The sequence below is a fragment of the Spirosoma sp. KUDC1026 genome (genome assembly GCF_013375035.1).
GTDB lineage: Bacteria > Bacteroidota > Bacteroidia > Cytophagales > Spirosomataceae > Spirosoma.
On sequence record NZ_CP056032.1, the window covers coordinates 5,525,746 to 5,549,227 of the forward strand.

A 23,482-nucleotide genomic window follows, 5' to 3' on the forward strand; every position below is an offset into this window, starting at 1 on the left:
TGCTGGTAAAGGCACGTATTTTTGAGGCTCTTTTCGGTTCTTTATTCTTTCATTTTCGCAGTTCAGCATGACCCAACCCGCCCCGCCTTCCGTTTCGCTCCGTCCCTTGTTTTCACTGCCCGTTATTGTGGCTGCCCTGGGCTATTTTGTCGATGTCTATGACTTACTGCTGTTCAACATTGTCCGCGTACCGAGCTTACAGGAACTAGGCTTATCGAATACAGACGTTTCGCTGATTGGGGGGCGGATTCTGAATTTCCAGCAGGCCGGTCTGTTGCTGGGGGGGATTCTGTGGGGTATTCTAGGCGACAAGCGGGGGCGGTTGTCGGTATTATTCGGCTCGATTCTGACGTACTCGCTGGCAAATATTGCCTGCGGATTTGTCCACGACCCCACCTTGTATTCGGTGTTACGCTTCGTAGCCGGTTTTGGTCTGGCGGGTGAACTGGGTGCCGGTATTACGCTGGTTAATGAGATTTTGCCCAAGGAACTGCGCGCCTATGGCTCCTCGCTGGTGGCCAGCGTTGGCCTGTTTGGAGCGGTAGTGGCCTACTTCACCGTTACGCTGTATACCTGGCGTACGACGTATTTCATCGGTGGTAGCCTGGGGCTGGGCCTATTGTTGCTACGGGTGAGCATTTTTGAGTCGGGCATGTTTACCCGCGTACAGCAAACCGCTACGAGCCGGGGCAACTTCTGGTCGTTGTTTAGTCCGCGTGAGCGGCTGATGCGTTACGTTTATTGCATGGGAATTTCGTTACCAACCTATCTGGTCATTGGCCTGCTGGCAACGTTCGGCAACGAGTTTGCCCAGGCGATGGGGCTGGAAGCCGCCGTGCCGCCGGGTCGTTGCGTCATGTTTACCTACATTGGTATCGTCGTTGGCGATTTGCTGAGCGGTATTTTCAGCCAGTACCTCCGCTCACGTCGACAGGCAATCGGCTTGATGATGGGGCTGACCTTGGTTTTTGTGGGTGTTTATCTCTCAGGTATTCTCAAAACGACAGATGCTTTTTATGCCATCTGCATGGGTATGGGTTTTGGGATCGGTTACATCGCTATGTTCCTGACCATCACCGCCGAGAGTTTCGGCACGAACCTGCGTTCAACAGCTACCACGTCGGTAGCCAACAACGTACGGGCCACAACGCTGATCTCCATTCCTGCTTTTCAGGCTATGAAACCGCTTATTGGCGTACTTGGCGCTGGGGCTGTTGTATCGGCAGTTTGCTTCGCGGTAGGCTTCTGGTCGCTCACCCAACTCGACGAGACATTTGGCAAAGACTTGGATTATGTAGAACTTTAGGTCTATTTTTTTCAACCAATTGCCCAACACCATGCGTCCAGCCTCCCCGGCACAGGTGTACTTCCCTAGTTTCAACGGCATTCGCTTTATTGCCGCATCGGCAGTGGTATTTCACCACATCGAGCAGTTCAAATCAATCTTTGGCTTTACGGACGCCTTTGACCGCACCAACGAGTATCCGCAGATTTACCAGGCTGGTCGGCTGGGGGTAGCGTTATTTTTCGTGCTGAGTGGCTTTCTTATTACGTACCTGCTCCTGGCCGAAAAGCAATACGCAGGCCGGATTGCCACGGGTAATTTCTACGTCCGCCGGATTCTGCGCATCTGGCCACTCTATTTCCTGATTATCGGGCTGAGCTTCTTTGTCTTTCCTCATATTCCGGCGCTATACGTACCGGGCTGGTCGGAGCACACTTACGATTACTTCTGGCCCAAGCTGGGATTTTTCCTGTTGGTAATGCCCAACATTGCCATTACGTTGTACCACGAAATGCCGTTCAGCTCCCACACCTGGTCGATTGGTGTCGAGGAGCAGTTTTACCTGATCTGGCCGTGGCTGATCGGCAGCGTACGTCCACGCCGAACGCTATTGATACTGGGCAGTATTGCCCTCATCCTGGCAGGAGCTTTTTTCTGGATACGTTTCGGTCCTGGCTCAATACAGCCCACCGCCGGAACTACCCAACTGCTTCTTTCCGATTTTCTGGCGCATTTTCGCATCGGCGCAATGGCGATTGGCGGCATCGGTGCTTACCTGATCTTCATTGAGCATCCTGTTCTAACCTTTCTATATAAGAAGTGGGTGCAGGTGGTTGTGTACGCTATACTGGTCTATCTGCTGGCAACAGGCTACCGGATTCCGGGTTTGAATTACGAAGGGTACGCCCTGTTTTTCGTCTTTCTGCTGATGAACCTGGCGCGTAATCCGAATTCGATCATCAACCTCGAAAACCGGTTCTGCACATTCATGGGCAAGATTTCGTACGGCGTTTATATGTACCACCCCGTTGTTATCGTCCTTTGCTTGTATGTTATCCGGCAGTTCATACCCTACAGCACAGGCTTTTCGGTGATGCTTTACGTATCCAGTTATGCCCTCACGACGCTGGTAGCCTGGCTGTCCTACGAGTATTTCGAGAAGCAGTTCCTGAAACTAAAGGACCGTTTTGCCCCCGGTGATAAACCCGTCAAAGTTGCTAACCCGGAGCGGGTATAGGCGTCTGCTTATTTATTGTACTTTTGCCGTATAAAGCACAGAGGTAACAGTTCGTTTCTGACTGAAACGAACTTGTTTTAATAGGGAATCCGTCGGCCTGCCGACTCGGTGAAAATCCGGAACAGTCTCCGCTGCTGTAACCCCACAATCAAGGCGCTCCATTACTTAGCCACTGTTCGGCATCGAATGGGAAGGCGGGGGCGCTGGGGAAGTCAGAAGACCTGCCTTTGTCGCGTTGATCAATAGCTTTCGGCAGAAAGGCTCATCGATGTATGTTTTCTAAAAATCTCTCCAGTAGCGGGCAGCGTACGCATTTAGCCCGCCTTTTTCTGTATTGTCTCGTTCTGGTTAGTCTGACCAGATTCTCTACGCTTGCCCAGCCATCGGCCGTTCGGAATCAATCAATTGCACCATCCAAAAGATCAGCATCCAACCGGGTCACGCCAGACCGGATCACTGTTCGTTACGCCCGTGGATTCACCATCCAATATTTTGGAAACTATAAACTGGTTTCCATTATTAGCCCATTCGAAAAAAAGACCGATACAGTGCGTTACGTACTGGTGCAACGGGGCACACCCGCGCCCAAAGGGTATGCACCCAGCCAGATTATCCGGATTCCGCTTCGACGTATGGTGCTCATGTCCTCTATGCACGTTGGCCTAGCCGGTTTTCTGGAGGCCGAAGAGCAGATTGTTGGACTTGGTAATCTGAAATACGTATCGTCGCCTAAAGTCATCCAGCGTATCGACGCGGGGAAAGTGCAGGAAGTTGGCCACGACCAGACGCTGAACGAGGAACAACTGGTTAGCCTGCAACCTGACCTGCTGATGGCAACAGGCAGCCCAACCGCACAAATGAACCGGTATCAGACATTACGTAATGCTGGAGTCCCCGTGCTAATCAATTCGGAATGGGTAGAAACGACCCCTCTGGGGCGGGCCGAATGGGTAAAGCTGATGGCGGCCCTGCTCAACAAAGAAGCGCTGGTTAACCAAAAATTTGCGCAGGTCGAACGGGAGTACAACCGATTGGCGGCCCTGGCACGAAACGTTGCCAGTAAACCCAGCATCATCAGCGGGATGAACGCGAAAGACGCCTGGTTCGTACCCGACGGCGATAGCTACATTACCCGCTTCTTCCTGGACGCGGGCGGTAGCTACCCCTGGTCGAACCGACGAACAACGGGTAGTCTACCCCTGAATTTTGAAGCGGTTTATCCCATTGCCCTCAACGCTGATTACTGGCTCAACATCGGTCTGAACGGCGTGAGCTCAAAAAAAGACGTATTGGCCAAAGACAGTCGGTATGCCGATTTCGCCCCCTTTAAATCGGGTCAGATGTACAGCTACGGCAAGCGCATGAACAACCGGGGCGCCAACGACTACTGGGAATCGGGCGCTGTAAACCCGCACGTGGTACTGGCCGACTTGATCAAAATTATGCACCCCAAATTACTTCCCAAACACCAGCTGGTTTATTACAAACAGTTGAACTAACAGGCGCTGCCGGAACTGAGTCCATTATTACGTAACAGACAATAAGTCATGAAGATCTACACAAAAAAAGGCGACAGAGGAACGACCGGACTTTTCGGCGGCAGCCGGGTCGACAAAGACGATGTCCGGGTTGACTGCATCGGCACACTGGACGAAGCTAATTCCACCATCGGTCTGCTACGGGTCAAGCTTGGCAATGACCACCCGTGGCAACCGAACCTGCACAAGATTCAGAAGGATTTAATGGACATGATGTCCCATCTGGCCCGGCCGTCCACCGCCAAGAAAGTCAATACCAACCCCATGCCGGAAGGTGGCTCGGATTTCTGCGAACAGTGGATCGATGAACTGGAAGCGGGCATGTCGTCGCCATCAGATTATTTTCTCTTACCGGGTGGCAACGAGATTTCAGCCCTCTGCCACGTAGCGCGCACGCAGATTCGCCGGGGCGAACGCCGGTTGGTATCACTCATAAAGACAGACGACGTACACGATGCCATTCCGGCCTATATCAACCGGTTGTCGGATCTGTTTTTCACGCTGGCCCGTGCCGAAATGGACAAAGCTGGTGTGGCCGAAGAGAAATGGCAACTCTTTCTTTACAAACGCTTTAAGTAATCAGGAAGCAAACCGTGGTAAAAGGCCGACCGCGTTACGAACAAACGTAACGCGGTCGGCTACGCTGGTTTGGGGCAACTCTTGAATTTTGTACCCAAGTGCCTGATACGTTTCAACCAGCGCCTGGTGCAGCGCTGAGGCTTCTTCAAACGTTTGCCAGCGCTCGCTGTCGTTCACATAAATGGTTTCCCAGGGGGGAGCCATAAACACCAGTGGATCATAAGGAAACTGCCCGGCAGCCCGATACCAGGCTTCTTCGACCGGTAAGCCGCCCACTCGCAGGTAAGCGATTATGTCGGGAATACCCCGATCGAAGAACGTAATGGACGTATCATCATCGGTAGAAGCCTTTTCATACTGGTCGATCATTCGCTGGAGCGCCAACTTGGCAAAACAGTCCAGATCGATCCACGGCAGACAGCTACTGCTAAGCATGACCTGCTCCTGAATCAGTTGTCTGGATACTTCGTCAACGCATAAAAAACCGGCGGTGCGTAAGGCATTGAGCAGGGTACTTTTGCCAGCGCCGGGTCCGCCGGAGATAATAAATCTAGCCATAGATACGTAACAGGTAATGAAGACCCACCAGACCAGTCACCACGAGCAGGCAGGTTCGGTGGTTGATTTGACTTACCTGGTCAATTTCGTTTGGTGCAATAGGGCGATCCAGTTCACCGATATACGGTTTTTCGACTAGTACACCATGGTACATGTTCGGCCCACCAAAGCGGCAATTGAGAATCCCAGCGAGGGCAGCTTCGGGATAACCCGCGTTGGGGCTTTTATGCCGATTACCGTACCGCAACGCAAACTTTAATCCGCGCTTACTACCCGTAACCAACACCATGAGTAGCGCCGTCAACCGGGCAGGGATGACATTAGCTACATCGTCCAGACGGGCGGCAAATTTACCAAACTGTTCGTACCGCTCACTCCGGTAGCCAATCATTGAATCCAGCGTATTGATCATTTTGTAGGTCATCATTCCCGGAACGCCCGCCAGCCCGTAGAAGAACAGTGGTGCAATAACACCGTCGCTGAGGTTTTCGGACATCGTTTCCAGCACCGCAATCCGAATCTGCTGTGGACTTAGCTGTGATGTATCACGACCCACAATCCGCGACAGTTGTCGACGGCCAGCCTCTACACCTTCCTGTTCCAACACCCGAAAAACGGCTTTCCCCTCACGGATCAAGTTGTGATTGGCGAGGCCGTACCACACCCAAAGGGCATTGGTGAGCACAAACAGCGCCGGATGGATGGACAACGTGAGTTGGTTCAGGCCAAGAAAAAATAAGCAAGCCAGTATGCACAAGCTAAGGGCCAGGGCGGCTCCTTTCCAGAATCGGAGTTTTCCTTTGTTAAGAAGCCGCTCCCCCTTGGCAATTAGGTTGCCAAAGATTCGAATGGGGTGCGGCCAGTTGTCAGGATCACCAACTATCAGGTCCAGCACATAGCCCAGCAGTAGCGGTAATGCAAAGAGCCCTAATTGTTCCATGCTGTCAGCGCGTCAAGGAGTAAAGCGTTCTTTTCGGGTGATAACGTACAAACCCGAAAATGACCCGCTTCCAAACCCCGAAAATTGCTCGCGTCCCGAATCAATAGACCGTGGTTTTCGATCAGATACGTCTTCAACTGAGCAGCTGTACCTTTCTGGGTTCGGGCAAGAAAGAAATGGGTACCACTATCGTAAACTTGTATTGCCGAGTTACGTAACAACGCATTTATGAATAGTTGTTTATCCGCCAGCAACTGACTCAGCGGCAGTTGAACAGAATCGAAATTGTCAAAAATATGCCGTCCGGCGGCCAGGGCCATCGCGTTTACCGTCCAGGGTTGTTTGACGGCCTTCAATCGATCAATTAGTAACGACGAGCCAACGACGTAGCCCAGTCGTAAGCCGGGAATAGCGTAAGCTTTCGTCAGCGACCGCATGATGACTACGTTACTGAATTGATTCAACAACGAAATAGCAGTGTCAAGCTGATCGGTAAACTCAATGAAAGCTTCATCAACAACAAACAGCGTCTGTGGATTTTGGGCGATCCAATCCGCCAACTGTCCAAAAACGGCACCGGTCGGGTTGTTTGGATTGCAGATAAATACCAGATCGCTCGTCATTTGGGGTAACTGGGCTAGCTGATCCCAATTCATAAAATGCAGCGAGTGCCCATGCATCCGGCAGGCATCTTCGTATTCAGCGAAGGTGGGTATCACAATGGTTGTTGTTCGGCGGGCATAGGCCTGCGCAATCAGGTAGATACTTTCGGTAGTGCCACTATTGACTAGTACCTGATCGGTGTCAACCTGATGGTGATAAGCGATCTGCCGGGCCAGGCTTTCGGCCAGTACTTCCGGGTAGCGGTTGATGCTATCCCACTGGCTGAAAAGGTATTCCTTCAACCCAGTTGGTTCACCTCCGTACCAGACGTTCGTGCTAAAGTCGGCGCGAACATCAGTTGCGTAGCGGTAGCGATCGTCGCCATGTCCGTGGAGCATAAATCAGGCTTCGACAAGCGAAGCAATTACGTAATAGGTCATGAAAATACTACATTCAAGCAGGGGCACGTAGCGGCACTTAATTTTTTAATGATTTACGCCGTTTATTTAGATAGGCTGTTAACAACCTACAGGTCATTCGTAATAAATTTGTGTAAGTTCACCCCGTTCTACTATGATTGCAGCCCAACGACTAACAAAAGCTCAACAAGCTCTATTGGAGCTATTTAGCTTTGACATGAGCGAAACGGAAGTGTTGGCGATGCGTCAGACGCTTATGCAGCATTTTAGGCAGCGGCTTGAAAACGAAGCCCAACAGGCTATGGAGCAGAAGAATGTGAGCCTAGAGCAACTCGAAGCGAAAATGATGTTCGATAACCGCACCAAGCGACTACGTCAAATCCGGGATACTAAGTGAAGGTTGTTGTTGATACAAACGGGTTACTTCGATCAGTTCCCCGCAACGGTTCATATCGCTGGTTGTATAATGCGTTCGAAGCTGGACAATTCACCTGGGTAGTCAGTAATGAAATCATGCTTGAATACGCTGAGATGACAGCGTATTACTTTAGTCCTACAGCGGCCGAGTTAGTTACTTCGCTCTTACTATCGGCTCCGAACCACCTGAGGCAGGAGCCATACTTCCGTTTTGAGCAGATCAAAGATGACCCCGACGATAACAAATTCATAGACTGTGCTATTGCCGCTGGCGCTGACTGGTTAGTATCCGACGATCACCACATCCTAAACTTGCTACGAGACGAGAATCGTTTCCCTCCAGTACCCATCTGCTCGTTTGAAGAATTCAGGCAAATCCTGAATCGATAATATTAACGACCAAGAATTATTAGTATCGCAGCGACGCGTAAATCTGCTCCATATCGATATGCTCTCGGATTACGTCAGCCAATCGGTCATATTGCTGTTCTTTAAACTGCTGAAAGTTGAAATTAGACTCGCTCGACGAGGATGCGTAGTCAGCCAGCAGGTCGTTGACAACCGTATCGTTATCCAGAATACCATGCAGGTAGGTACCCCAGCAGCGACGGTTCAGAAAGTAACCGTCAGGATCGCCGTTATCCAGTTGGGCAACGGGACTCGGCTGGCCGTTAACGGTAGTTTGTCCCATATGAATCTCATAACCCAGGCACGAAGCCGTCGACTGACGGTACGTGAATTGGCGTTGCTGCGTGGTCTTGGTAGGCTGGATTACCGTACGGACGGGTAACAAGCCTAAACCAGGCAGGACTTCAATCGAGCCTTCCAGATGATCCGGGTCTTCAACGATTTCGCCCATCATCTGGTATCCCCCGCAGATGCCGATGACCGTTTTACCCTGCTTATGAGCCGCTACAATCGCCGACGCTACGCCGTTATTTTTGATCGTCAACAAATCTTCGATGGTGTTCTTGCTGCCGGGCAGGACAATAATGTCGGCTTTTGCAATATCATCCGGTTGATTTGTGTAGAACAGATTCACCCGAGGGTCTCGCTCCAGTCGGTCGAAATCGGTGAAGTTGGACAACCGTTTCAGAAGAATGACCGCTACGTTGACCTTACCCGCAACGGTTGAACGAAACTTTTTCTCCAACGATACCGAGTCTTCCTGCTCGATGAAAATGTCTCGAAAATAGGGCAGTACACCAACCACCGGAACGCCGGTCAATTCTTCCAGCATCCGCCGCCCATCGTCAAACAGCCGGGCGTCACCTCGGAATTTATTGATAATGATGCCTTTAATAAGGGAGCGTTCGTCGGGGGTCAGCAGAGCGATGGTGCCATACACACTACCAAATAACCCGCCCCGGTCAATGTCACCAATCAGGTACGTAGCGGCTCCAGCATGGTGAGCCATGCGGAGATTAGTGATGTCACGGTGTTTGAGATTGAGCTCCGAAATACTACCAGCCCCCTCCATGACAATTGGCGAATACTGATCCGCCAGCCGGTCGAATGCCTCTTTCACAGCGGAAAACAGCTGGGCGCGGTCATTGCCCATAAAATACTCATAAGCCGACTGATTCCCAACAGGTTTGCCGTTTAAGATGACCTGCGAGCTTTTATCATTGGTTGGCTTGAGCAGGACCGGATTCATATCAGTATGGCAAGCGATTCCGGCGGCATCTGCCTGCACCGCCTGTGCCCGGCCGATTTCCAGACCATCGGGTGTCGCATAACTATTCAGCGACATATTCTGCGCTTTAAACGGGGCTGGCTGGTAGCCATCCTGCTTAAAGATCCGGCAAAATCCGGCCGTGATAACGCTTTTCCCAACGTCAGAGGCCGTACCAACGAACATGATGGGGCGAAGTCTAGACAATGGAGTAGCCAATACGATGTACTGAGATGATGAACATGCTAGCCGGTAGAATGGAGCAACAGTGTGGCTTGTTCTTACTTGGTTTATGCCTACTGGTCAATAGTCCTGGGATTAATGTACCTAAGCGTGGCTATTTTAGTGAAGTCTTTGTCGTTATCGGCGACAAGTATCCGGTTATTTACGATAGCCGTGGCTGCAATGAGCGCATCGGGAAGTTTTATGTTATACGTTTTGCGGATTTGAATGGCTTCGTGAATCAAAGCTGGTGAAATACCAAGGATAGTTGAACCGGAGACAAAGGCAGAATACACTGCTGAGTCAGCAGGGTTAGACGGTTGCCAAACCTGCAACTCTATTTCGGAAACAAAAGATATTACACACTCTCGATCAACAAGTTCATCCATGAAATGAATACCCGCCACAGGGAACGTCTCATTCAGGTATTTGATAACCGCACTGCTATCTATGATATATTTCTCTTCCATTCGGCGCGGACTGACAGGAGCTGATTATCTATTTCTGTCTCGCTCATTCTGGTTTGAATTTGTTTACGTAGCGCAGACACCCCCGATTTTTTTTTCAACACCCGTATCAGGTTTAGCTCTTCCATATCCTGTAGGAGCTTCAACGCTTTTTGATTGACAAGTTCGATTTCAAGCGTATTCATAGTCTAGCTGATTAAATCTGCACGAAACAAAACTACAACATAAATAAGGGGCAAAAAAGCTATCAATTTCGTTGGTACTTGCCGTGAAGGTTACCTTCACTAATTCGGATAAACCTGGCTCTTCACCGTCTCCGTAAGCGTCTGCGATGATAGGTCGTCAAGTGAGAGGCAATCGGCACCTAAGGCTATGGCCAGGTCTGCCGTTCGTCCTAATCGCAGATAATCAGTGTCGGTATCCAACACCAACGCCGAGATTTGTTGCTCCCGCAACTGCGTGGCCAGCTGGATCGTCTGCTGCCAGGCATCACCACCGCCTGGCAGTGGGACATTCGCTTTACCATCGCTGAGAAGGACCAAGAACGGCTTAGCGTTTCCCGATTGAGTTGTCTGCTGAATAACCTCGCCCGCCAGTTGGAGAGCATGGGGTAAAGGCGTTCGCCCGCCAGTGGGCAGCTGGTGCAACGCCTGTTCAGCCTGTTCGACGTCGCGGGTAGGAGGTAGTAAAACTTGGGCCTCAACGCCCTTGAAGGCAATCATGCCCACGCTGTCCCGGTGCTGATAGGCGTCCTGTAGCAAACTGAGAATGCATCCTTTTACAGCTTCCATCCGGCGATGAGCTGCCATCGATCCCGACGCATCGACGACAAACAGAATTAGGTTACCTGTTTTGCCGGTTCGTATCGTCTGGTGCAGATCGTCGCGCGTGAGCGTCCAGTCATCAGCACTACGCATGAAAGAGCTTTGTAAGGTTGCGGTGACAGCCAGATCGGTAGGGGCCGGATCACGAACCGCCCGCAGCGCATTGCCTCGTACTGTGTCGCTCATCTGACTCCGCTGTCCCTCGGGCGTGGATGTTCGTTGCTTAATTGGTTCGGTAACGAGCGTAGGTGAAGCAACATCAGGTAACGCACCAAACGTTTGCTCCAACTGTGGCTCAGTAGCGCTGGGAGGTACGCCACTATCAGGCGTTTCGGCGCCGGACGACAGTGATGAAGGCGCTGATGAATCCGATTGAGGTTGGGCAGGACCGGAATGCTGGCGAGGTAAGTTCTGTTGAAGTAACTCGTCTAGTTTAGTGGTATCGGTTAAATTGCTTTGGGCGTTCTTTTTACGCTGCCGATGCGGTAGGGCTAATTCGGCTGCCTGCCGAATATCATCTGGTGTTACGTCCAGACGTCCGGCCAGAGCCGCCAGCGTTTTGGCCGTTTTATACATAACCAGGTCGGCCCGCAGGCTCGCTACGTGCAAGTCCGTGCAAAGCTGACTGATCATTGTCAACAAGCCATCGGCCAACCGAACAGAGGGGAGCAACAGTCGGGCTTTCTGGAGCTGGGCCTGTAATAATTGTTGCTCTCCACTCCATTGTCTGGCAAATGATTCTGGATCAGCCTCGAACGCCATCCGTCGACGGACGACTTCGGTTCGCTCGGTCACGTCGCGGGGAGCCGTTACGTCGACAACCAAACCGAACCGATCAAGAAACTGCGGTCGTAAGCTGCCCTCCTCGGGATTCATCGTGCCGATGAGCATAAACCGGGCCGGGTGGCTGATCGAAAGACCATCCCGCTGAACGGTGTTCACGCCCATAGCCGCGACATCCAGCAGGCTATCAACCAGATGATCGGCCAGCAGGTTTACTTCATCAATGTACAGGATCCCCTGATGGGCTGACGCCAGTAAACCCGGCAGCAATTTCTTTTTTCGCTCAACCAGGACGCCCTCCAGATCTAAGCTTCCGAGCACCCGATCCTCAGTCGCGCCGAGCGGCAGGTTAACAAACGGAACGGCTATTTCCTCCACCCGCCAATCGGATTGCTGGCAGGCTTCGCACTCGTCAAACGGCTCGTCGGGTAAGGAGTTGAAGCGCGAGCCCGCCACCCGCTGGATGGAAGGCATCACGGCTGCCAGGCCCCGTACCGCCGTACTCTTCGCCGTTCCCTTGTCGCCCCGAACCAGCACCCCGCCAATGCCCGGATTGACCGCGCAAAGCAGCAGCGCCTGTTTCAGTTTGGGTTGACCAACCAGGGCCGAAAATGGGTAATTCATTGTGTAAGATTTTATTCGCTCCGCACCTCCAGTAGGCTTTCGCTTTTTAGATAGACCTCCTGCAAAGCCCGCAGCATTTCGGGCGACGGCTCGGCCCACATGCCACGCTGGGCGGCTTCGAGGAGTCGTTCAGCAATGGCGTTGAGTGCCCACGGATTGCTTTCGGCAAAAAACTGCTGCATGGCCGGATCCAGGGCGTAGGTCTCGCCGACTTTTTCGTACATCCAGTCATCAATGACCTGCGCCGTAGCGTCGTACCCAAACAGGTAATCGACGGTAGCAGTCAGTTCAAGCCCCCCTTTGTATCCGTGTTTTTTAATGCTCTCGATCCATTTGGGGTTAACGACCCGTGAACGGAACACGCGAAGGGTTTCTTCTTTTAGGTCGCGTACGACGGGCTGGGCCGGATTCTGCGAGTCACCGAAATAATGCTTCGGCTGCTGGCCGGTCAGACTGCGGATTGTCGCAATCATACCACCATGAAACTGTAGGTAGTCGTCGCTGTCAAAGATGTCGTGCTCGCGGTTATCCTGGTTGTGGAGCGCTACTTCTACGCTCGACAAACGCTGTCTGAACTCGGTCCGGGCATCGGTCCCCTGAGCCGTTCGGGAGTACGCATAGCCACCCCAGTTGACGTACGCCTGGGCGAAATCAGCATCAGAATGCCAGTTTTTTTCATTGATCAACGGCAAAATTCCGGCACCATACGAGCCAGGAGCTGCGCCAAAAATACGGTAACTTGCCCGTTCTTCGGCTTCGTCAAGCGACATGTCCTGCGCCTGCAATTGGGCTAGCTCTTCCAGGTAATGCTTGCGAATAAAGTTCTGCTCCAGGGGTTCGTCGAGCGCGATAACGCGTTGTATAGCGTCGTCGAGCAGGTCGATCAGATGGGGAAACGCATCCCGAAAAAAGCCGCTGATGCGCGTCGTTACGTCGATGCGGGGCCGACCAAGTTCTTCCAGCGAAATTACCTCAACATCCGTCACCCGCCGACTTTCAGCCTGCCAGACGGGCCGAACGCCCAGCAACGCCAGCACCTCAGCGACATCGTCGCCACTAGTCCGCATAGCGCTGGTGCCCCAGATGCTGATACCCACGTTTTCGGGATAGCGGCCCGTTTCTTTCCAGTGCCGGTCGAGGACTTCGCGGGCGAGTTGCTGCCCCACTTCCCAGGCCGCCTGTGAGGGTAGCGCCCGCGGGTCGACGGCGTAGAAGTTACGGCCCGTTGGCAGGATGTGCGCCATACCCCGCGTGGGGGCACCACTGGGCCCCGCCGGTACATAACCGCCGGACAACCCATGCAGCAGGTTCGAAATCTCGTCGTCCGTACGGGCCAGATTGGGCAGCAGGTGCTCACAGACATACGTCAACACCTGCCGAACACCGTCAAATTTGGGCTGTGCGGGCGACTCGTTGAACGTCTCGAATAGAATCTGGTCGATCTTATCAACGCGAAACCGATGCTGTTGCGCTACCCGGAGTAGGTGGTTGCTCAACTCATCCATCACTTCCAGCGCGTCGGCAGCGGTCACTACAGGACGACCAGCTAACTCGGTAAAGGGCGCGGGTACGGTTGCGAGCCGGGCACCTTTGGCGGTTTGTAAATCATGCAGGTCGAAGCCGAACAGCTGGGTTATTTCGGCGGACAGGCTCGGTGCCGACGCGTTAGGTAAGCGGGTGAGCGATTGCAGCATGTCGACCAGCGCATCACCCATCGGCATCTCGCCCAACGTGTGCAGGCCATTGCGAATCTGAGCCGCTCCCAGTTCGCAGAGGTAGCCGTCAATGTCCTCGATCAGGTGCGCTACGTCTTTGCCGTCCATTTCAGTTAAGCTAACTGGTACACCCTCGGGCGTCATCTCGTCGTCCCAATCGTGTTTATGGTCGCCGTGGTCGCGGCTAAGCATGGCCGAGAGGTCCATGTCCAGATTGGTTTGTTTGATGAGCGTCCAGATTTGCCGTTGCAGCAAGGGCAACTTGGCCGGGTCCATCGTTTCAACCTGGTAGTATTCATCAACCAATTGTGTCAACTGAGCCAGTTCACCGTAGCTGTCGGCGGAGGTCATGGGGGGCGTCAGATGGTCGATAACAACCGCATGAGCCCGTCGTTTCGCCTGCGAGCCTTCGCCGGGATCGTTGATAATGAACGGATAAAAGAGCGGCAGATCACCCAATAACGCATCAGGAAAGCAGTTAGCCGATAGACCAATCCCTTTGCCCGGTAACCATTCCAGCGTACCATGTTTGCCAACGTGCACAATCGCGTCGGCCTGCCAGTCGTCGCGGAGCCAGCGGTACAAGGCGTAATAATGGTGGGTCGGTGGCAGGTCGGGTTGGTGGTAAATAGCATCGGGGTCCATGCCGTAGCCGCGGGGGGGCTGTAACGCCACAAAAGCGTTGCCCAGGTCGAGACCCGCCAGCGCGATGTGCCCGTTGTGAACGTAGGTTTCACCCGGTGGCGGTCCCCACTGTTTTTCTATCTTCTTCTGAATCGCTTCAGGGAGTTCTTTAAACCAATCAGCGTATTGAGCCACCGGCACCTGACCCGCGGCATTGGCCAGTTGCTCGGGCGTTAGATACGTTTGGCCGTACGAACAACGGTCGATCAATTGGTGAATCAATTCCGTCCCCGTAGCGGGTAGGTTTTCAATCTGGTACCCTTCGGCCTGCATCGCGTAGAGCATATTCATCAGCGACGCGGGGGCATCCAGCCCAACCGCATTACCAATCTGCGAGGCCTTTGTGTTCGAGTTAGTAAAGATAAACGCTACCCGTTTTTGCGCGTTCGGCAAGTGACGCAAGCGGGCAAATCGTAGGGCCAGTCCCGTTACGCGCTCCACCCGATCGTCCAGTGGCACGTACCCTTTCGTGGTACGTTCTTTCTCCTTAAATGACACCGGTACCGTAATAATCCGGCCATCAAATTCGGGAATGGCAACGTTCATGGCCGTATCCAACGGGTTCAGCCCCCGGCTCGACGATTCCCAGGGACCTCGTGCCATACCCGGTGTGATTGCCTGAAAAATAGGAACGTTTAGTCGCAATAAGGCCTGCTGTGAGGTTGTCAGCTGGCGACCCAGCCGCTGACGGTCCAGCGGCTGGCGATACAGTTCGTTGCCATCCGTCCGCACGTCGGTCATGGCGTACGAGATGGTATTGATGAGGTTAGCAATGGCTATGCCGCCCCGCTCGGCCTGAAAATAAGAGAAAGCAACCGGTTCGTTGGTGCTTGGCTCGACCGACTTTAGCGAGGAGGTAAATACAGGCAGCGCATTGAGGCCTTTCTCTTCGAGCGAACGTACCAGCGCATCCACGAAAGCCGTGTTGCCGCTGATCCAGTGTGAACGATAAAACGTAATGCCGACGGTGGGCTGGTCAGGATCATGACGTTGCACCCAGTCCGTTAGCTCGGCGTTTTCGGGCAGGTCGGGATGGTAGATGCCGTGCTCGGGCAACTGCATCGGCGCATCGGCTCCGAAGCCTGTCATGAGCAGGTGATCGGATAAAAAATACAGCAGCGACGTTAGGTTCTGGTACCCTCCTGCCTGGACGTAAGCTAATGTTTCGTGCAGAATAGCGGGTGATACGGTCGAAACAGCCGCAAATTCGGGGTTCAGTTCACCTGTACCGCTGATGACAATCAGGTGTTGGCCCTTCTCTTTCGCCCGGCGAACCAACTCGCTAAAGCCGGGTACGCTGCTTGGTCGACCATGTATCCGCAGGATGATAATCTGAGCTGCCCCAATCTCCCGATCCAGGAGTTGCGCCATCTGGGCTTCACTTTTTATGGCGAGCAGGCTGATCCCCGACGTTTTCGGAAACTCGTCCGGCAACTCCTGCAACACGCGGTTCATCGTCAACAGATCCGTATCAGCGTGCGTCAGAAAAACAATCCCCCCTGTCGGCATAGCTGGCTGGCCCAGTTGGGTAGCTGCTTCGGAACCTTTCCAGGTGTAAAACTGAAAGACGTACTCCGACAGCTCAGTAGGCGGAGGCAGAAACCCGTCGGCGGCAATCATGCTATCAATATAGTCGAAAATGGCGATGATCTGCCAGTTGCTGTTAATCGAATGAAACCAGACCGAGTGCCCATCGAACAGCAACGTTACCACGTTAGCCAACGTACAGGGCCCCAGACAACCGCCTTTGGTCATGTGCACCACGTTACGGATTTTTCGGCGCATCCATTCGCTCTTGTACAGCTCGACCGGAATCGGTGCGTACCCCCGATCAACCCGGCCGCAGCAGCAGGCGTTGTAGCAGTACGACAGATGCCCCCGACGCTGCACAAGGTTGATGGCTTTCCCATCGGACCGGGTTACCCGCTGGCGTTTCATTTCAGACATAAGTTATTGGATTGCCAGTTCGGGCTTTATGTGATTGTCGGTACGGAACGAGGAAGACAGCAGGTGCTGAATAAATTCCGGTTTGTCGCCCCAATACAAATGAACGTAGGAGGCAACGGTATTGTGCGTACGGTAAAGCTTTGTGTTGACGGGTACACCTTTGGCGTTAGTCACCGACGCTATGGAAGTCTGGAGCATTGGCTCCTGTTGCGTCGAATAATGAAATTCATGCCCTTTTAGCGTCATACCATCCCAGTCAACGATGCGATAGCCGAGCGTTAACTTCGGAGAAAGCATAGAGGTGGTTATGTTCAGTACGCCCACCATTGGCCATGCCGTACTGTTATTGCGTTGAACTGACTCCGTTTGGATTGACTGACTCAGATACATCAGCCCCCCACATTCCGCGTACGTGAGGCCACCTGCCTGACAATAATCGCCTATACTGGTACGCATGGCTATGTTTTCACTCAGTTGCTGAGCATATAGTTCGGGATAACCACCGGGCAGGTATAGAAAGTCTGTTTCAGGTAACTCCTTGTCGTGTAAAGGACTGAAGAATGTAACCCTACCCCAACGAGCCAGTACGTCCAGGTTTTGCTCGTACGTAAAGGTAAATGCTTCGTCTCGCGCGACGCTAATGCGAAGGTTGCTTTGGGCGGAGGGCTGGGGGGGTGGGGTGTAGGATTGGGGGCTCGGGTTAGGTCTTTGGGTAACCGCCAGCAGTCGATCCAGATTAATCGTTTTAGGCAGTTCCTCCGCAATAGCCTGAATGATCTGTTCATAGTCCGTTTCCGCAGAAATATGCAGCCCCAAATGCCGCGACGGAATGGTGAAGCGCGGGTTTGAAGGCAGGTAACCCAGCGGTTCCACGCCCACGTCGGCGCAGGCATCAGCCAGGAACCGATAATGCGACGCTGAGCCGACGTTATTGAAAATGGCTCCGACCAGATTGATACCTGTATAGAAATGCTTGAAGCCGTACAGCAGTGGCGCTACCGAGTAAGCCATCGCTTTCGCATTGACAACCAGTACGACCGGAATATCCAGCAATTCGGCAATCGATGCGCTACTACCCTGCATCCGGTCGGCCCCGTCGAACAGGCCCATCACCCCTTCCGTGATCGCCACATCGGCACCGCTGGCGTACCGTTGGTAGGAATCCACTACGTGTTCAGGTGACGACATAAACAAATCCAGATTGATGCTGGGCGGCACTCCGCTATGTGCCTCCCCGCTGGCGGCAGTCTGATGATGCCGCGTATCGATATAGTCCGGACCGCATTTGAACGGCTGCACCCGTAATCCTCGATTCGCCAGCGCCCGAAGCAACCCGAGTGTCAGTGTCGTCTTACCGGAACCGCTGGCCGGAGCGGCCAGCAGAAACTGAGAAAATATACTCTGATTTGACATTCAACAAGCAGCTAGAGAACTGGTCCAGGCATCATTCCTAATGACTTTTCACTACGTCCCTAGACCCGTAACGAACCACGGAACCCTCGGGCGCTGTAGTATGAGGAAGCACCATTATGGTACACAAAAACCGTATCATAGCGCCGATCGCAAAACAAAGCTCCGCCTAGTTTACGAATGGCAGCAGGTGTTTGTATCCAGCTTGACGTTTTTAGGTCGAACGGTCCAATCTGCTGCAACTGCCGATACTGCTCCTCCGTCAGGAGTTCGACACCCATGGCAGCAGCAGCAGCATCAACATTATTTTCGGGGCGATTATCTTTTCTCAATTCCAGCGCTTCCCGATCATAGCAAAAACTTCTACGTTCTTTGGGACTCTCGGCTGAGCAGTCATAAAAAATATACTCCCCCGTCTTCGAATCATACCCGACAACATCAGGCTCCCCGCCGGTCACTTCCATATCATCGAGCACCCACAGTTTTTCGGGATTGGCATCTAGCTTTTTCTGTACATCAGCCCAGTCAAGATTCTTGTGCCGGTTTCTGTTTTTCTCGAAACGGGCTTTCAAAAGGCGGAGTAGTTCGTCACGCTGTTCGGGCGACAGTTCCTTTTTGTTGGCTGTTGTCATTATGTCTTTTCTGCTTCCGAGGGGTCGTAGATGGGCCTCGATGATCAAGGTTGTAAAGGAAATAGACGAAGCTCGTAACTCAATGCATCTTTAGGCAAAGGCGAGCCATTTTCTGATCAACGTACAATCTGATTATTTTGTAAAGGGCAGTTGATGAATAAGATAAGTGCTCGCGGGAAACGTAAAACGATTGAGTCAAGAAAAGTAACTCAGTCCGTATAGGACAGAAGTACAGCGAAAACTATACTTTTGCCCCTGTTTTTAGGTGCGCTTCCGCCGGGAAGCGCTTAAAAGGGAATCCGTCGCGCTGCCCGTCAGTGTTAATCGGAGCAGTCCCCGCTGCTGTATAGTTCACACAAACATTCTGACAATCAGGCCACTGTTCCTCATCAGGAATGGGAAGGCGTTGGGATCGAACGAGCCAGAAGACCTGCCCAGAAACGTCATAAACCGGTGTGCTTTCGGGACGAAAGGCAGACAGGAAGTCAGATAGGGTGCGCCTACTAACCGGCGGACACCCCTGCTTTTTGTACGCGCTTTTTACGGGTTTGCCACCACATCAACCGAACAAGCGCATGATCAATCCGCTACTTATCGATTCGTTACTGCTGGGTGTGCAGCACTCCTTCGAACCCGACCATATGGCCGCCGTGTCGGTGCTGGCCTCCGAAAAAGGCAAGTCAGGAGGGCATCACATATGGCGTATCATCTGGCGATCGTCGCACTGGGCGCTGGGCCATTCGTTCACCCTCATTCTGTTTGCCTGTCTGGTGCTGCTGGTCAAATCAGCGCTGTCGCTCAACATTGCCGAGCAGGTCGAACTGGCCGTCGGCCCGTTGATGATCTGGCTGGGGATTGTGGCCATCCGGCGGAATCACCAGCAGACGCACGAGCATTTACATCCAGCACCGTCCACTACGTTCAGCCGGTCGTTCTGGGTCGGTATGGTCCACGGCCTGGCCGGTACGGGCGGTGCCTGCACGGTAGCTCTGACGCTGGCGGCCAGCGATGCGGCCACAGCCGTTTGGATTATTGTGCTGCAAAGCGCGGGCATCATCGTCGCCATGACTCTCTACGGCTGCCTGCTGGCTTTTTCACTGACCAAAGTAGTCGACCGGTGGCAGACGGCGGTTCGGGTTATCAACTATGCGGTGGGCATCTTCTCCATTGCGATCGGCATTTACACGCTGGTCGACATTCTTTAATCGTAACAAGTATTCATGAAACACCGCTACTATCTTGTTCTAGGTAGCTCGATCCAGACCCTTGCTTGTCTGGGTGCAACAGCAACGCTTAGTATACTTAACTCTTTACAGGCGCAATCGATCCCTGCCGACACACTACGAAGCCGGGCGCTGGAAGAAACGATCGTTACAGCCACCCGTTCGGAAACCCGTCGCGACCGGGTTCCGCAGCAAATCGACATCATCACCCGACGTGACATCGAGCAAACGCCGGCCACCGACGTAACAGATCTGGTCAAGAAGCTAGCGGCTGTCAATGTCATTCAGTATCCTAACTTATCGTCGGGCGTTGGCATCCGGGGATTCCGTCCGCAGTTCTCGGGACTGAACCAGCGAACGCTGCTGCTGATTGACGGGCGTCCGGCGGGGGCCACGAATTTGTCGACCATTGGACTCAACAACGTAGAGCGGGTCGAAGTGCTGAAAGGGCCCGCATCGGCGCTGTATGGCTCGCAGGCCATGGGGGGCGTCATTAACGTCATCACCCGGCGCTCCACGGGACCGCTGCGGGGCAATGCCTTCGCTGAGTATGGTTCGTTCCAGACATATCAGGCGGGGGGAAATGTTGGCGGCAGTCTAACCAACCGGCTCGACTTCGATGCATCGGTCAACTACCTCCGGCGGGCGCAGGATTACCGAATCGGAAAAGGTAACCTGTTCCGGAATTGGTTAAAAGGCGATCAGGCCGTAAAATACTACAGCAACAAACCGGCCGAAACGATCGATGATCGCAAGGACGATGGGCAGATCCGGCCCAACACCAAGCTCACCTACTATTCCGGTTCGCTAAGGCTGGGCTATCAGATCAGTACTAACTGGCGAGTGGACGTACGGGGCGAAAAATTCATTGCCGACGACGTTGAATCACCCGGCGACATTACCTACGGCACCACGCAGGCCAGCCTGAAAGATGTTAATCGGCAGGCGGGAGAGGTTGCCCTGCGGGGTCAACTGGCGGCTCACAAACCGACGTTACGGGTCTTTGCTTCCGGCGAAAACAATTTCAACCAGACAACCAACGTATCGGGCAAGCCGGTTACCCCGTTCCTGTCGTCAAATACTGCGAACCGCTGGCAGGGCGTTCAGCTCCAAGATAACTGGCAACTGGGGGGTCATCAGCTTACGGTTGGCTACGATTATCTAAATTCCAGTACGTCGTCTCGTAGCTGGAGCGACGGCGTTACCGAAAAAGCGCCTACGCAGCCCAACTACTCGATTCGGTCGTCGGCGTTCTACGCGCAGGGACAGCTGGCCTTCGGCGGAGATCGTTTCCTGTTGCAGCCCGGTCTGCGGGTGGATGATATTACCTTCTCCGTCAAGGAAACGCCCCTGCTCACTACGTTCAAGCCGGGCAAAACAACCAATCCGTTCGTTAGCCCTAATCTGGGCGCGTCGTTGCGGCTGGCACCCAGTTGGCAGTTGAAAGGAACCGTGGGTCGGGCGTTCGTCACGCCTGATGCGTTCAACGTAGCCGGTTATTCAGAAACCCGCACCTCGACCGGGCGTATCACGATCACGACGGGCAACCCCAATCTGACCAACGAGAACAGCATCAGCTATGACCTGGGACTGACGTTCAGTCGGCACAAAGCGGGTTTCCGGGCCGGTGTCACCTACTTCAACACGGACGTACGCGATCGGATCGCCCGGATCGTGACGCAGGTGAACGAGAAACAGGCCAACGGTGATGTGATCGTCGCGCGGGCTACTTACGTCAACGCGGCCGACTCGGACCTGCGGGGAATCGAATCGGAAATCAGCTACGATTTTGGCGCCCTGACCGCCTATCGGTATTCGCTTCGGCTGTTCGGTAACGCCACAACCATGCTTCGTTACAGCGAAACTCTTGTTAGTACCGACGGTAGTGCTACCCAGCGGGACATTGCCAACGTAGCGAAAATGAACCTGAACGCTGGTCTTGAATACGATTCGTTCAGGGGGTTACAGCTGCGTTTATTGAGCCGGTACATAGGACATCGCAAAGACACAGATTTTACGGATGCTGCCAACCCGGAGATCCAGTATCCGGAATACCTGGTGCTCGACCTGAGCGCATCCTACACGCTGGCTAAACATCATACGCTGGGACTACAGATCGCTAACCTGACCGACGAGAATTACTACGAAAAACGGGGCTACAACCTGCCCGGTCGCTCGTTGTCGGTCCGCTACCGGTTTTCGTTTTGAGATGAACAAGTACGTTTTTACAGGATCGTAAATAAAACGGGCAGGCTGGTCCGTACGTTGACAGCCTGCTCGTTTTTCTGACCGGGAATCCAGTCCGGCATGCCCTTAATAACCCGCACGGCTTCTTCGTCGCAACCGCCACCTACACTCTGCGTGACTTGTACGTCGGTAATCTTACCAGTGCTGGTCACGACAAAACCCACGATCACCTTGCCCTGAATTCCGGCGCGCTGTGCTGCGGCAGGATACCGGAGATTCTGCATGAGATACGTATTCAACCCTGTTTGCCCGCCGACCGGCGCCGGTGGCTGATCGACAACGGTGTACACTTCACCAACTAGTCCGGATGGGTTCGGATCAACATTTTTCCGGGAACACATCAGCGTCAGCATCATCAGGCAGACCGCCAGTACGTAACGTTTCCAAACGGAGTAGACAGTTCGGGGGTTATCGTTTAGCATACAAAAAGTCTATTTCTGGTGAGATGAGAATCTTTTTTCTGATTTTTCTATCCTTAGTTCTGAGTTACGGTATTGTTGCTTTCTGGACTGGCGACTGGAACGCCACCCAGTGGGACACGGATAAATCGGAAGCATCTAAACTAATTGGTGGAGCAATTCTCCTGTTCTTCTTTATTCTCTTCCAAAACAGGCTCAACTGGCCAAAGTAATGCTTGAGAGAGGCATCTCAGAGTAGAGATGTTTTGGATATGTAGACGACACCCCGCCCGTTTTTGCTGTTGCAAAACGAGAAGCCCTCACCCGAATGTCCTCGTCCACAGACGGCATCGGTAGCGGAAATATATAGTCGTTGCTGACTATCCAGATACAGACTACGCAGCTGGTGTAATTGGGGCAGGTCAATTCGACGGCCAGCAGACGTAACGATACCCGGCGTTTCAAAAATGCCGGTCGTAGCCGTCGGACCATTCAGGAACACCTGATTGATTTTGTAGCTTACCCCGGACGAGTTGACAACAGGGCTAATCGAAAACTTATTGATCGCCTGACCAGAAGACGAGGAAATCTCAAAGGCTGGATTATGGCGCGTATAAGCCTTCCAAGTCTTGCCATCATCAACACTGTAATTGCTGGCGTTGGTTAAAAACTGTCCGTTCGCTAAACCCGTCATCGTAAACAGAGTATCCTGTTGTTTAACAACGCTGAACATGCCATGACTTTGGAAGGGTAACACCTCCTGCCAGTTTTTCCCCTGGTCAGTTGAGCGGAATACGTTAGTTCTTGTCGCAATCAGCAGGGTTTTCTCCCAGCTTCCCCACACGCCCTGAATCTCGGCATCAACGGGAGCGCGAAGGGTGTACCAGTCCTGGTATTCGGGTGCTACGGTATCGGGCTCTATGCCTTTACAGGATAATACCAGCGCCAGTAAGACGGAGTAAAGCAGCGTTTTCATGATCGTTGATGCGCGTAAATTGACATTTCTCAGACTTAATCGAAAAAGGATCAGCCAGGCAATTTCTAACGGTGATTTC

Annotated in this window: 20 protein-coding genes and 2 riboswitches; of the genes, 8 read left to right on the forward strand and 12 right to left on the reverse strand. The window is 53.1% G+C overall.

Annotated elements, in window-relative coordinates; translation table 11 throughout:
- Nucleotides 1-67 precede the first annotated feature (67 nt).
- From HU175_RS23285 to HU175_RS23300, 4 genes are all read left to right on the forward strand, one after another.
- Nucleotides 68-1,306 (forward strand): MFS transporter, encoded by a 1,239-nt coding sequence (locus HU175_RS23285; RefSeq protein WP_176568853.1) that lies wholly within the window; start codon nt 68-70, stop codon nt 1,304-1,306.
- Nucleotides 1,307-1,337: 31 nt separating this feature from the next.
- Nucleotides 1,338-2,522 (forward strand): acyltransferase family protein, encoded by a 1,185-nt coding sequence (locus HU175_RS23290; protein WP_176568854.1) that lies wholly within the window; start codon nt 1,338-1,340, stop codon nt 2,520-2,522.
- 24 nt (nt 2,523-2,546) lie between these two features.
- Nucleotides 2,547-2,766, forward strand: a riboswitch (cobalamin riboswitch).
- Nucleotides 2,767-2,794: 28 nt separating this feature from the next.
- Nucleotides 2,795-4,021, forward strand: a complete 1,227-nt coding sequence (locus HU175_RS23295) for an ABC transporter substrate-binding protein (protein WP_176568855.1) — start codon at nt 2,795-2,797, stop codon at nt 4,019-4,021.
- Nucleotides 4,022-4,069: 48 nt separating this feature from the next.
- Nucleotides 4,070-4,639, forward strand: a complete 570-nt coding sequence (locus HU175_RS23300; protein ID WP_176568856.1) for a cob(I)yrinic acid a,c-diamide adenosyltransferase — start codon at nt 4,070-4,072, stop codon at nt 4,637-4,639.
- On the opposite strand, the gene HU175_RS23305 is transcribed toward HU175_RS23300, so the two are convergent.
- From HU175_RS23305 to HU175_RS23315, 3 genes are read right to left on the reverse strand one after another with little or no spacing between them, the layout of a single operon-like run.
- Nucleotides 4,640-5,197, reverse strand: coding sequence for an RNase adapter RapZ (locus tag HU175_RS23305; RefSeq protein WP_176568857.1), 558 nt, complete (start codon nt 5,195-5,197; stop codon nt 4,640-4,642). It lies immediately after the preceding gene.
- Nucleotides 5,190-6,137: an adenosylcobinamide-phosphate synthase CbiB gene (gene cbiB / locus HU175_RS23310; protein ID WP_176568858.1), complete on the reverse strand. Its 948-nt coding sequence runs from the start codon at nt 6,135-6,137 to the stop codon at nt 5,190-5,192. Before cbiB ends, HU175_RS23305 begins: the two co-directional genes overlap by 8 nt.
- Nucleotides 6,125-7,138, reverse strand: a complete 1,014-nt coding sequence (locus HU175_RS23315; protein ID WP_176568859.1) for a pyridoxal phosphate-dependent aminotransferase — start codon at nt 7,136-7,138, stop codon at nt 6,125-6,127. The genes cbiB and HU175_RS23315 overlap by 13 nt, the downstream gene beginning before the upstream one ends.
- 175 nt (nt 7,139-7,313) lie before the next feature.
- Here HU175_RS23315 and HU175_RS23320 point away from each other — a divergent pair, with 175 nt between their 5' ends.
- The gene (locus HU175_RS23320; protein ID WP_176568860.1) at nt 7,314-7,556 is read left to right on the forward strand and encodes a hypothetical protein; all 243 of its coding nucleotides are present in this window, start codon (nt 7,314-7,316) and stop codon (nt 7,554-7,556) included.
- Nucleotides 7,553-7,966, forward strand: coding sequence for a putative toxin-antitoxin system toxin component, PIN family (locus tag HU175_RS23325; protein ID WP_176568861.1), 414 nt, complete (start codon nt 7,553-7,555; stop codon nt 7,964-7,966). Before HU175_RS23320 ends, HU175_RS23325 begins: the two co-directional genes overlap by 4 nt.
- A gap of 19 nt (nt 7,967-7,985) precedes the next feature.
- On the opposite strand, the gene HU175_RS23330 is transcribed toward HU175_RS23325, so the two are convergent.
- The 7 genes from HU175_RS23330 to HU175_RS23360 all read right to left on the reverse strand — a co-directional run bounded on the left by HU175_RS23330 (nt 7,986) and on the right by HU175_RS23360 (nt 18,559).
- Nucleotides 7,986-9,458, reverse strand: a complete 1,473-nt coding sequence (locus HU175_RS23330) for a cobyric acid synthase (protein ID WP_228724256.1) — start codon at nt 9,456-9,458, stop codon at nt 7,986-7,988.
- 89 nt (nt 9,459-9,547) lie between these two features.
- The gene (locus HU175_RS23335; protein WP_176568862.1) at nt 9,548-9,943 is read right to left on the reverse strand and encodes a type II toxin-antitoxin system VapC family toxin; all 396 of its coding nucleotides are present in this window, start codon (nt 9,941-9,943) and stop codon (nt 9,548-9,550) included.
- A complete protein-coding gene (locus HU175_RS23340) occupies nt 9,922-10,125 on the reverse strand; it encodes a hypothetical protein (RefSeq protein WP_176568863.1) in 204 nt (67 codons plus the stop codon). The genes HU175_RS23335 and HU175_RS23340 overlap by 22 nt, the downstream gene beginning before the upstream one ends.
- Before the next feature lie 99 nt (nt 10,126-10,224).
- Nucleotides 10,225-12,171 (reverse strand): magnesium chelatase subunit D family protein, encoded by a 1,947-nt coding sequence (locus HU175_RS23345; protein ID WP_176568864.1) that lies wholly within the window; start codon nt 12,169-12,171, stop codon nt 10,225-10,227.
- Nucleotides 12,172-12,182: 11 nt separating this feature from the next.
- A complete protein-coding gene (cobN, locus tag HU175_RS23350) occupies nt 12,183-16,508 on the reverse strand; it encodes a cobaltochelatase subunit CobN (RefSeq protein WP_176569335.1) in 4,326 nt (1,441 codons plus the stop codon).
- Between the two features lie 12 nt (nt 16,509-16,520).
- On the reverse strand, nt 16,521-17,930 hold the full coding sequence (locus tag HU175_RS23355; RefSeq protein ID WP_176568865.1) for a cobyrinate a,c-diamide synthase: 1,410 nt from the start codon (nt 17,928-17,930) through the stop codon (nt 16,521-16,523).
- A gap of 59 nt (nt 17,931-17,989) precedes the next feature.
- Nucleotides 17,990-18,559, reverse strand: a complete 570-nt coding sequence (locus HU175_RS23360) for a DUF4256 domain-containing protein (protein ID WP_176568866.1) — start codon at nt 18,557-18,559, stop codon at nt 17,990-17,992.
- Between the two features lie 246 nt (nt 18,560-18,805).
- Nucleotides 18,806-19,012: riboswitch (cobalamin riboswitch) on the forward strand.
- Between the two features lie 122 nt (nt 19,013-19,134).
- Here HU175_RS23360 and HU175_RS23365 point away from each other — a divergent pair.
- Together HU175_RS23365 and HU175_RS23370 are read left to right on the forward strand one after the other, a co-directional pair.
- Nucleotides 19,135-19,764 carry a hypothetical protein gene (locus HU175_RS23365; protein ID WP_176568867.1) on the forward strand — a complete coding sequence of 210 codons (630 nt, stop codon included), beginning with the start codon at nt 19,135-19,137 and terminating at the stop codon, nt 19,762-19,764.
- A gap of 15 nt (nt 19,765-19,779) precedes the next feature.
- Complete coding sequence (locus tag HU175_RS23370; RefSeq protein WP_176568868.1) at nt 19,780-21,990, forward strand: TonB-dependent receptor plug domain-containing protein; 2,211 nt, start codon at nt 19,780-19,782, stop codon at nt 21,988-21,990.
- A gap of 17 nt (nt 21,991-22,007) precedes the next feature.
- On the opposite strand, the gene HU175_RS23375 is transcribed toward HU175_RS23370, so the two are convergent.
- Nucleotides 22,008-22,451: an energy transducer TonB gene (locus tag HU175_RS23375; RefSeq protein ID WP_176568869.1), complete on the reverse strand. Its 444-nt coding sequence runs from the start codon at nt 22,449-22,451 to the stop codon at nt 22,008-22,010.
- Nucleotides 22,452-22,677: 226 nt separating this feature from the next.
- Nucleotides 22,678-23,403 (reverse strand): hypothetical protein, encoded by a 726-nt coding sequence (locus tag HU175_RS23380; RefSeq protein WP_176568870.1) that lies wholly within the window; start codon nt 23,401-23,403, stop codon nt 22,678-22,680.
- Between the last annotated feature and the right edge of the window lie 79 nt (nt 23,404-23,482).

What these genes read in the sequence shown, in the direction of transcription:
- HU175_RS23285 (WP_176568853.1), top strand. Translation starts at nt 68, where the DNA reads ATGACCCAACCCGCCCCGCCTTCCGTTTCGCTCCGTCCCTTGTTTTCA.
- HU175_RS23290 (WP_176568854.1), top strand. Translation starts at nt 1,338, where the DNA reads ATGCGTCCAGCCTCCCCGGCACAGGTGTACTTCCCTAGTTTCAACGGC.
- HU175_RS23295 (WP_176568855.1), top strand. Translation starts at nt 2,795, where the DNA reads ATGTTTTCTAAAAATCTCTCCAGTAGCGGGCAGCGTACGCATTTAGCC.
- HU175_RS23300 (WP_176568856.1), top strand. Translation starts at nt 4,070, where the DNA reads ATGAAGATCTACACAAAAAAAGGCGACAGAGGAACGACCGGACTTTTC.
- HU175_RS23305 (WP_176568857.1), bottom strand. Translation starts at nt 5,197, where the DNA reads ATGGCTAGATTTATTATCTCCGGCGGACCCGGCGCTGGCAAAAGTACC.
- cbiB (WP_176568858.1), bottom strand. Translation starts at nt 6,137, where the DNA reads ATGGAACAATTAGGGCTCTTTGCATTACCGCTACTGCTGGGCTATGTG.
- HU175_RS23315 (WP_176568859.1), bottom strand. Translation starts at nt 7,138, where the DNA reads ATGCTCCACGGACATGGCGACGATCGCTACCGCTACGCAACTGATGTT.
- HU175_RS23320 (WP_176568860.1), top strand. Translation starts at nt 7,314, where the DNA reads ATGATTGCAGCCCAACGACTAACAAAAGCTCAACAAGCTCTATTGGAG.
- HU175_RS23335 (WP_176568862.1), bottom strand. Translation starts at nt 9,943, where the DNA reads ATGGAAGAGAAATATATCATAGATAGCAGTGCGGTTATCAAATACCTG.
- HU175_RS23340 (WP_176568863.1), bottom strand. Translation starts at nt 10,125, where the DNA reads ATGAATACGCTTGAAATCGAACTTGTCAATCAAAAAGCGTTGAAGCTC.
- HU175_RS23345 (WP_176568864.1), bottom strand. Translation starts at nt 12,171, where the DNA reads ATGAATTACCCATTTTCGGCCCTGGTTGGTCAACCCAAACTGAAACAG.
- cobN (WP_176569335.1), bottom strand. Translation starts at nt 16,508, where the DNA reads ATGAAACGCCAGCGGGTAACCCGGTCCGATGGGAAAGCCATCAACCTT.
- HU175_RS23355 (WP_176568865.1), bottom strand. Translation starts at nt 17,930, where the DNA reads ATGTCAAATCAGAGTATATTTTCTCAGTTTCTGCTGGCCGCTCCGGCC.
- HU175_RS23360 (WP_176568866.1), bottom strand. Translation starts at nt 18,559, where the DNA reads ATGACAACAGCCAACAAAAAGGAACTGTCGCCCGAACAGCGTGACGAA.
- HU175_RS23365 (WP_176568867.1), top strand. Translation starts at nt 19,135, where the DNA reads ATGATCAATCCGCTACTTATCGATTCGTTACTGCTGGGTGTGCAGCAC.
- HU175_RS23370 (WP_176568868.1), top strand. Translation starts at nt 19,780, where the DNA reads ATGAAACACCGCTACTATCTTGTTCTAGGTAGCTCGATCCAGACCCTT.
- HU175_RS23375 (WP_176568869.1), bottom strand. Translation starts at nt 22,451, where the DNA reads ATGCTAAACGATAACCCCCGAACTGTCTACTCCGTTTGGAAACGTTAC.
- HU175_RS23380 (WP_176568870.1), bottom strand. Translation starts at nt 23,403, where the DNA reads ATGAAAACGCTGCTTTACTCCGTCTTACTGGCGCTGGTATTATCCTGT.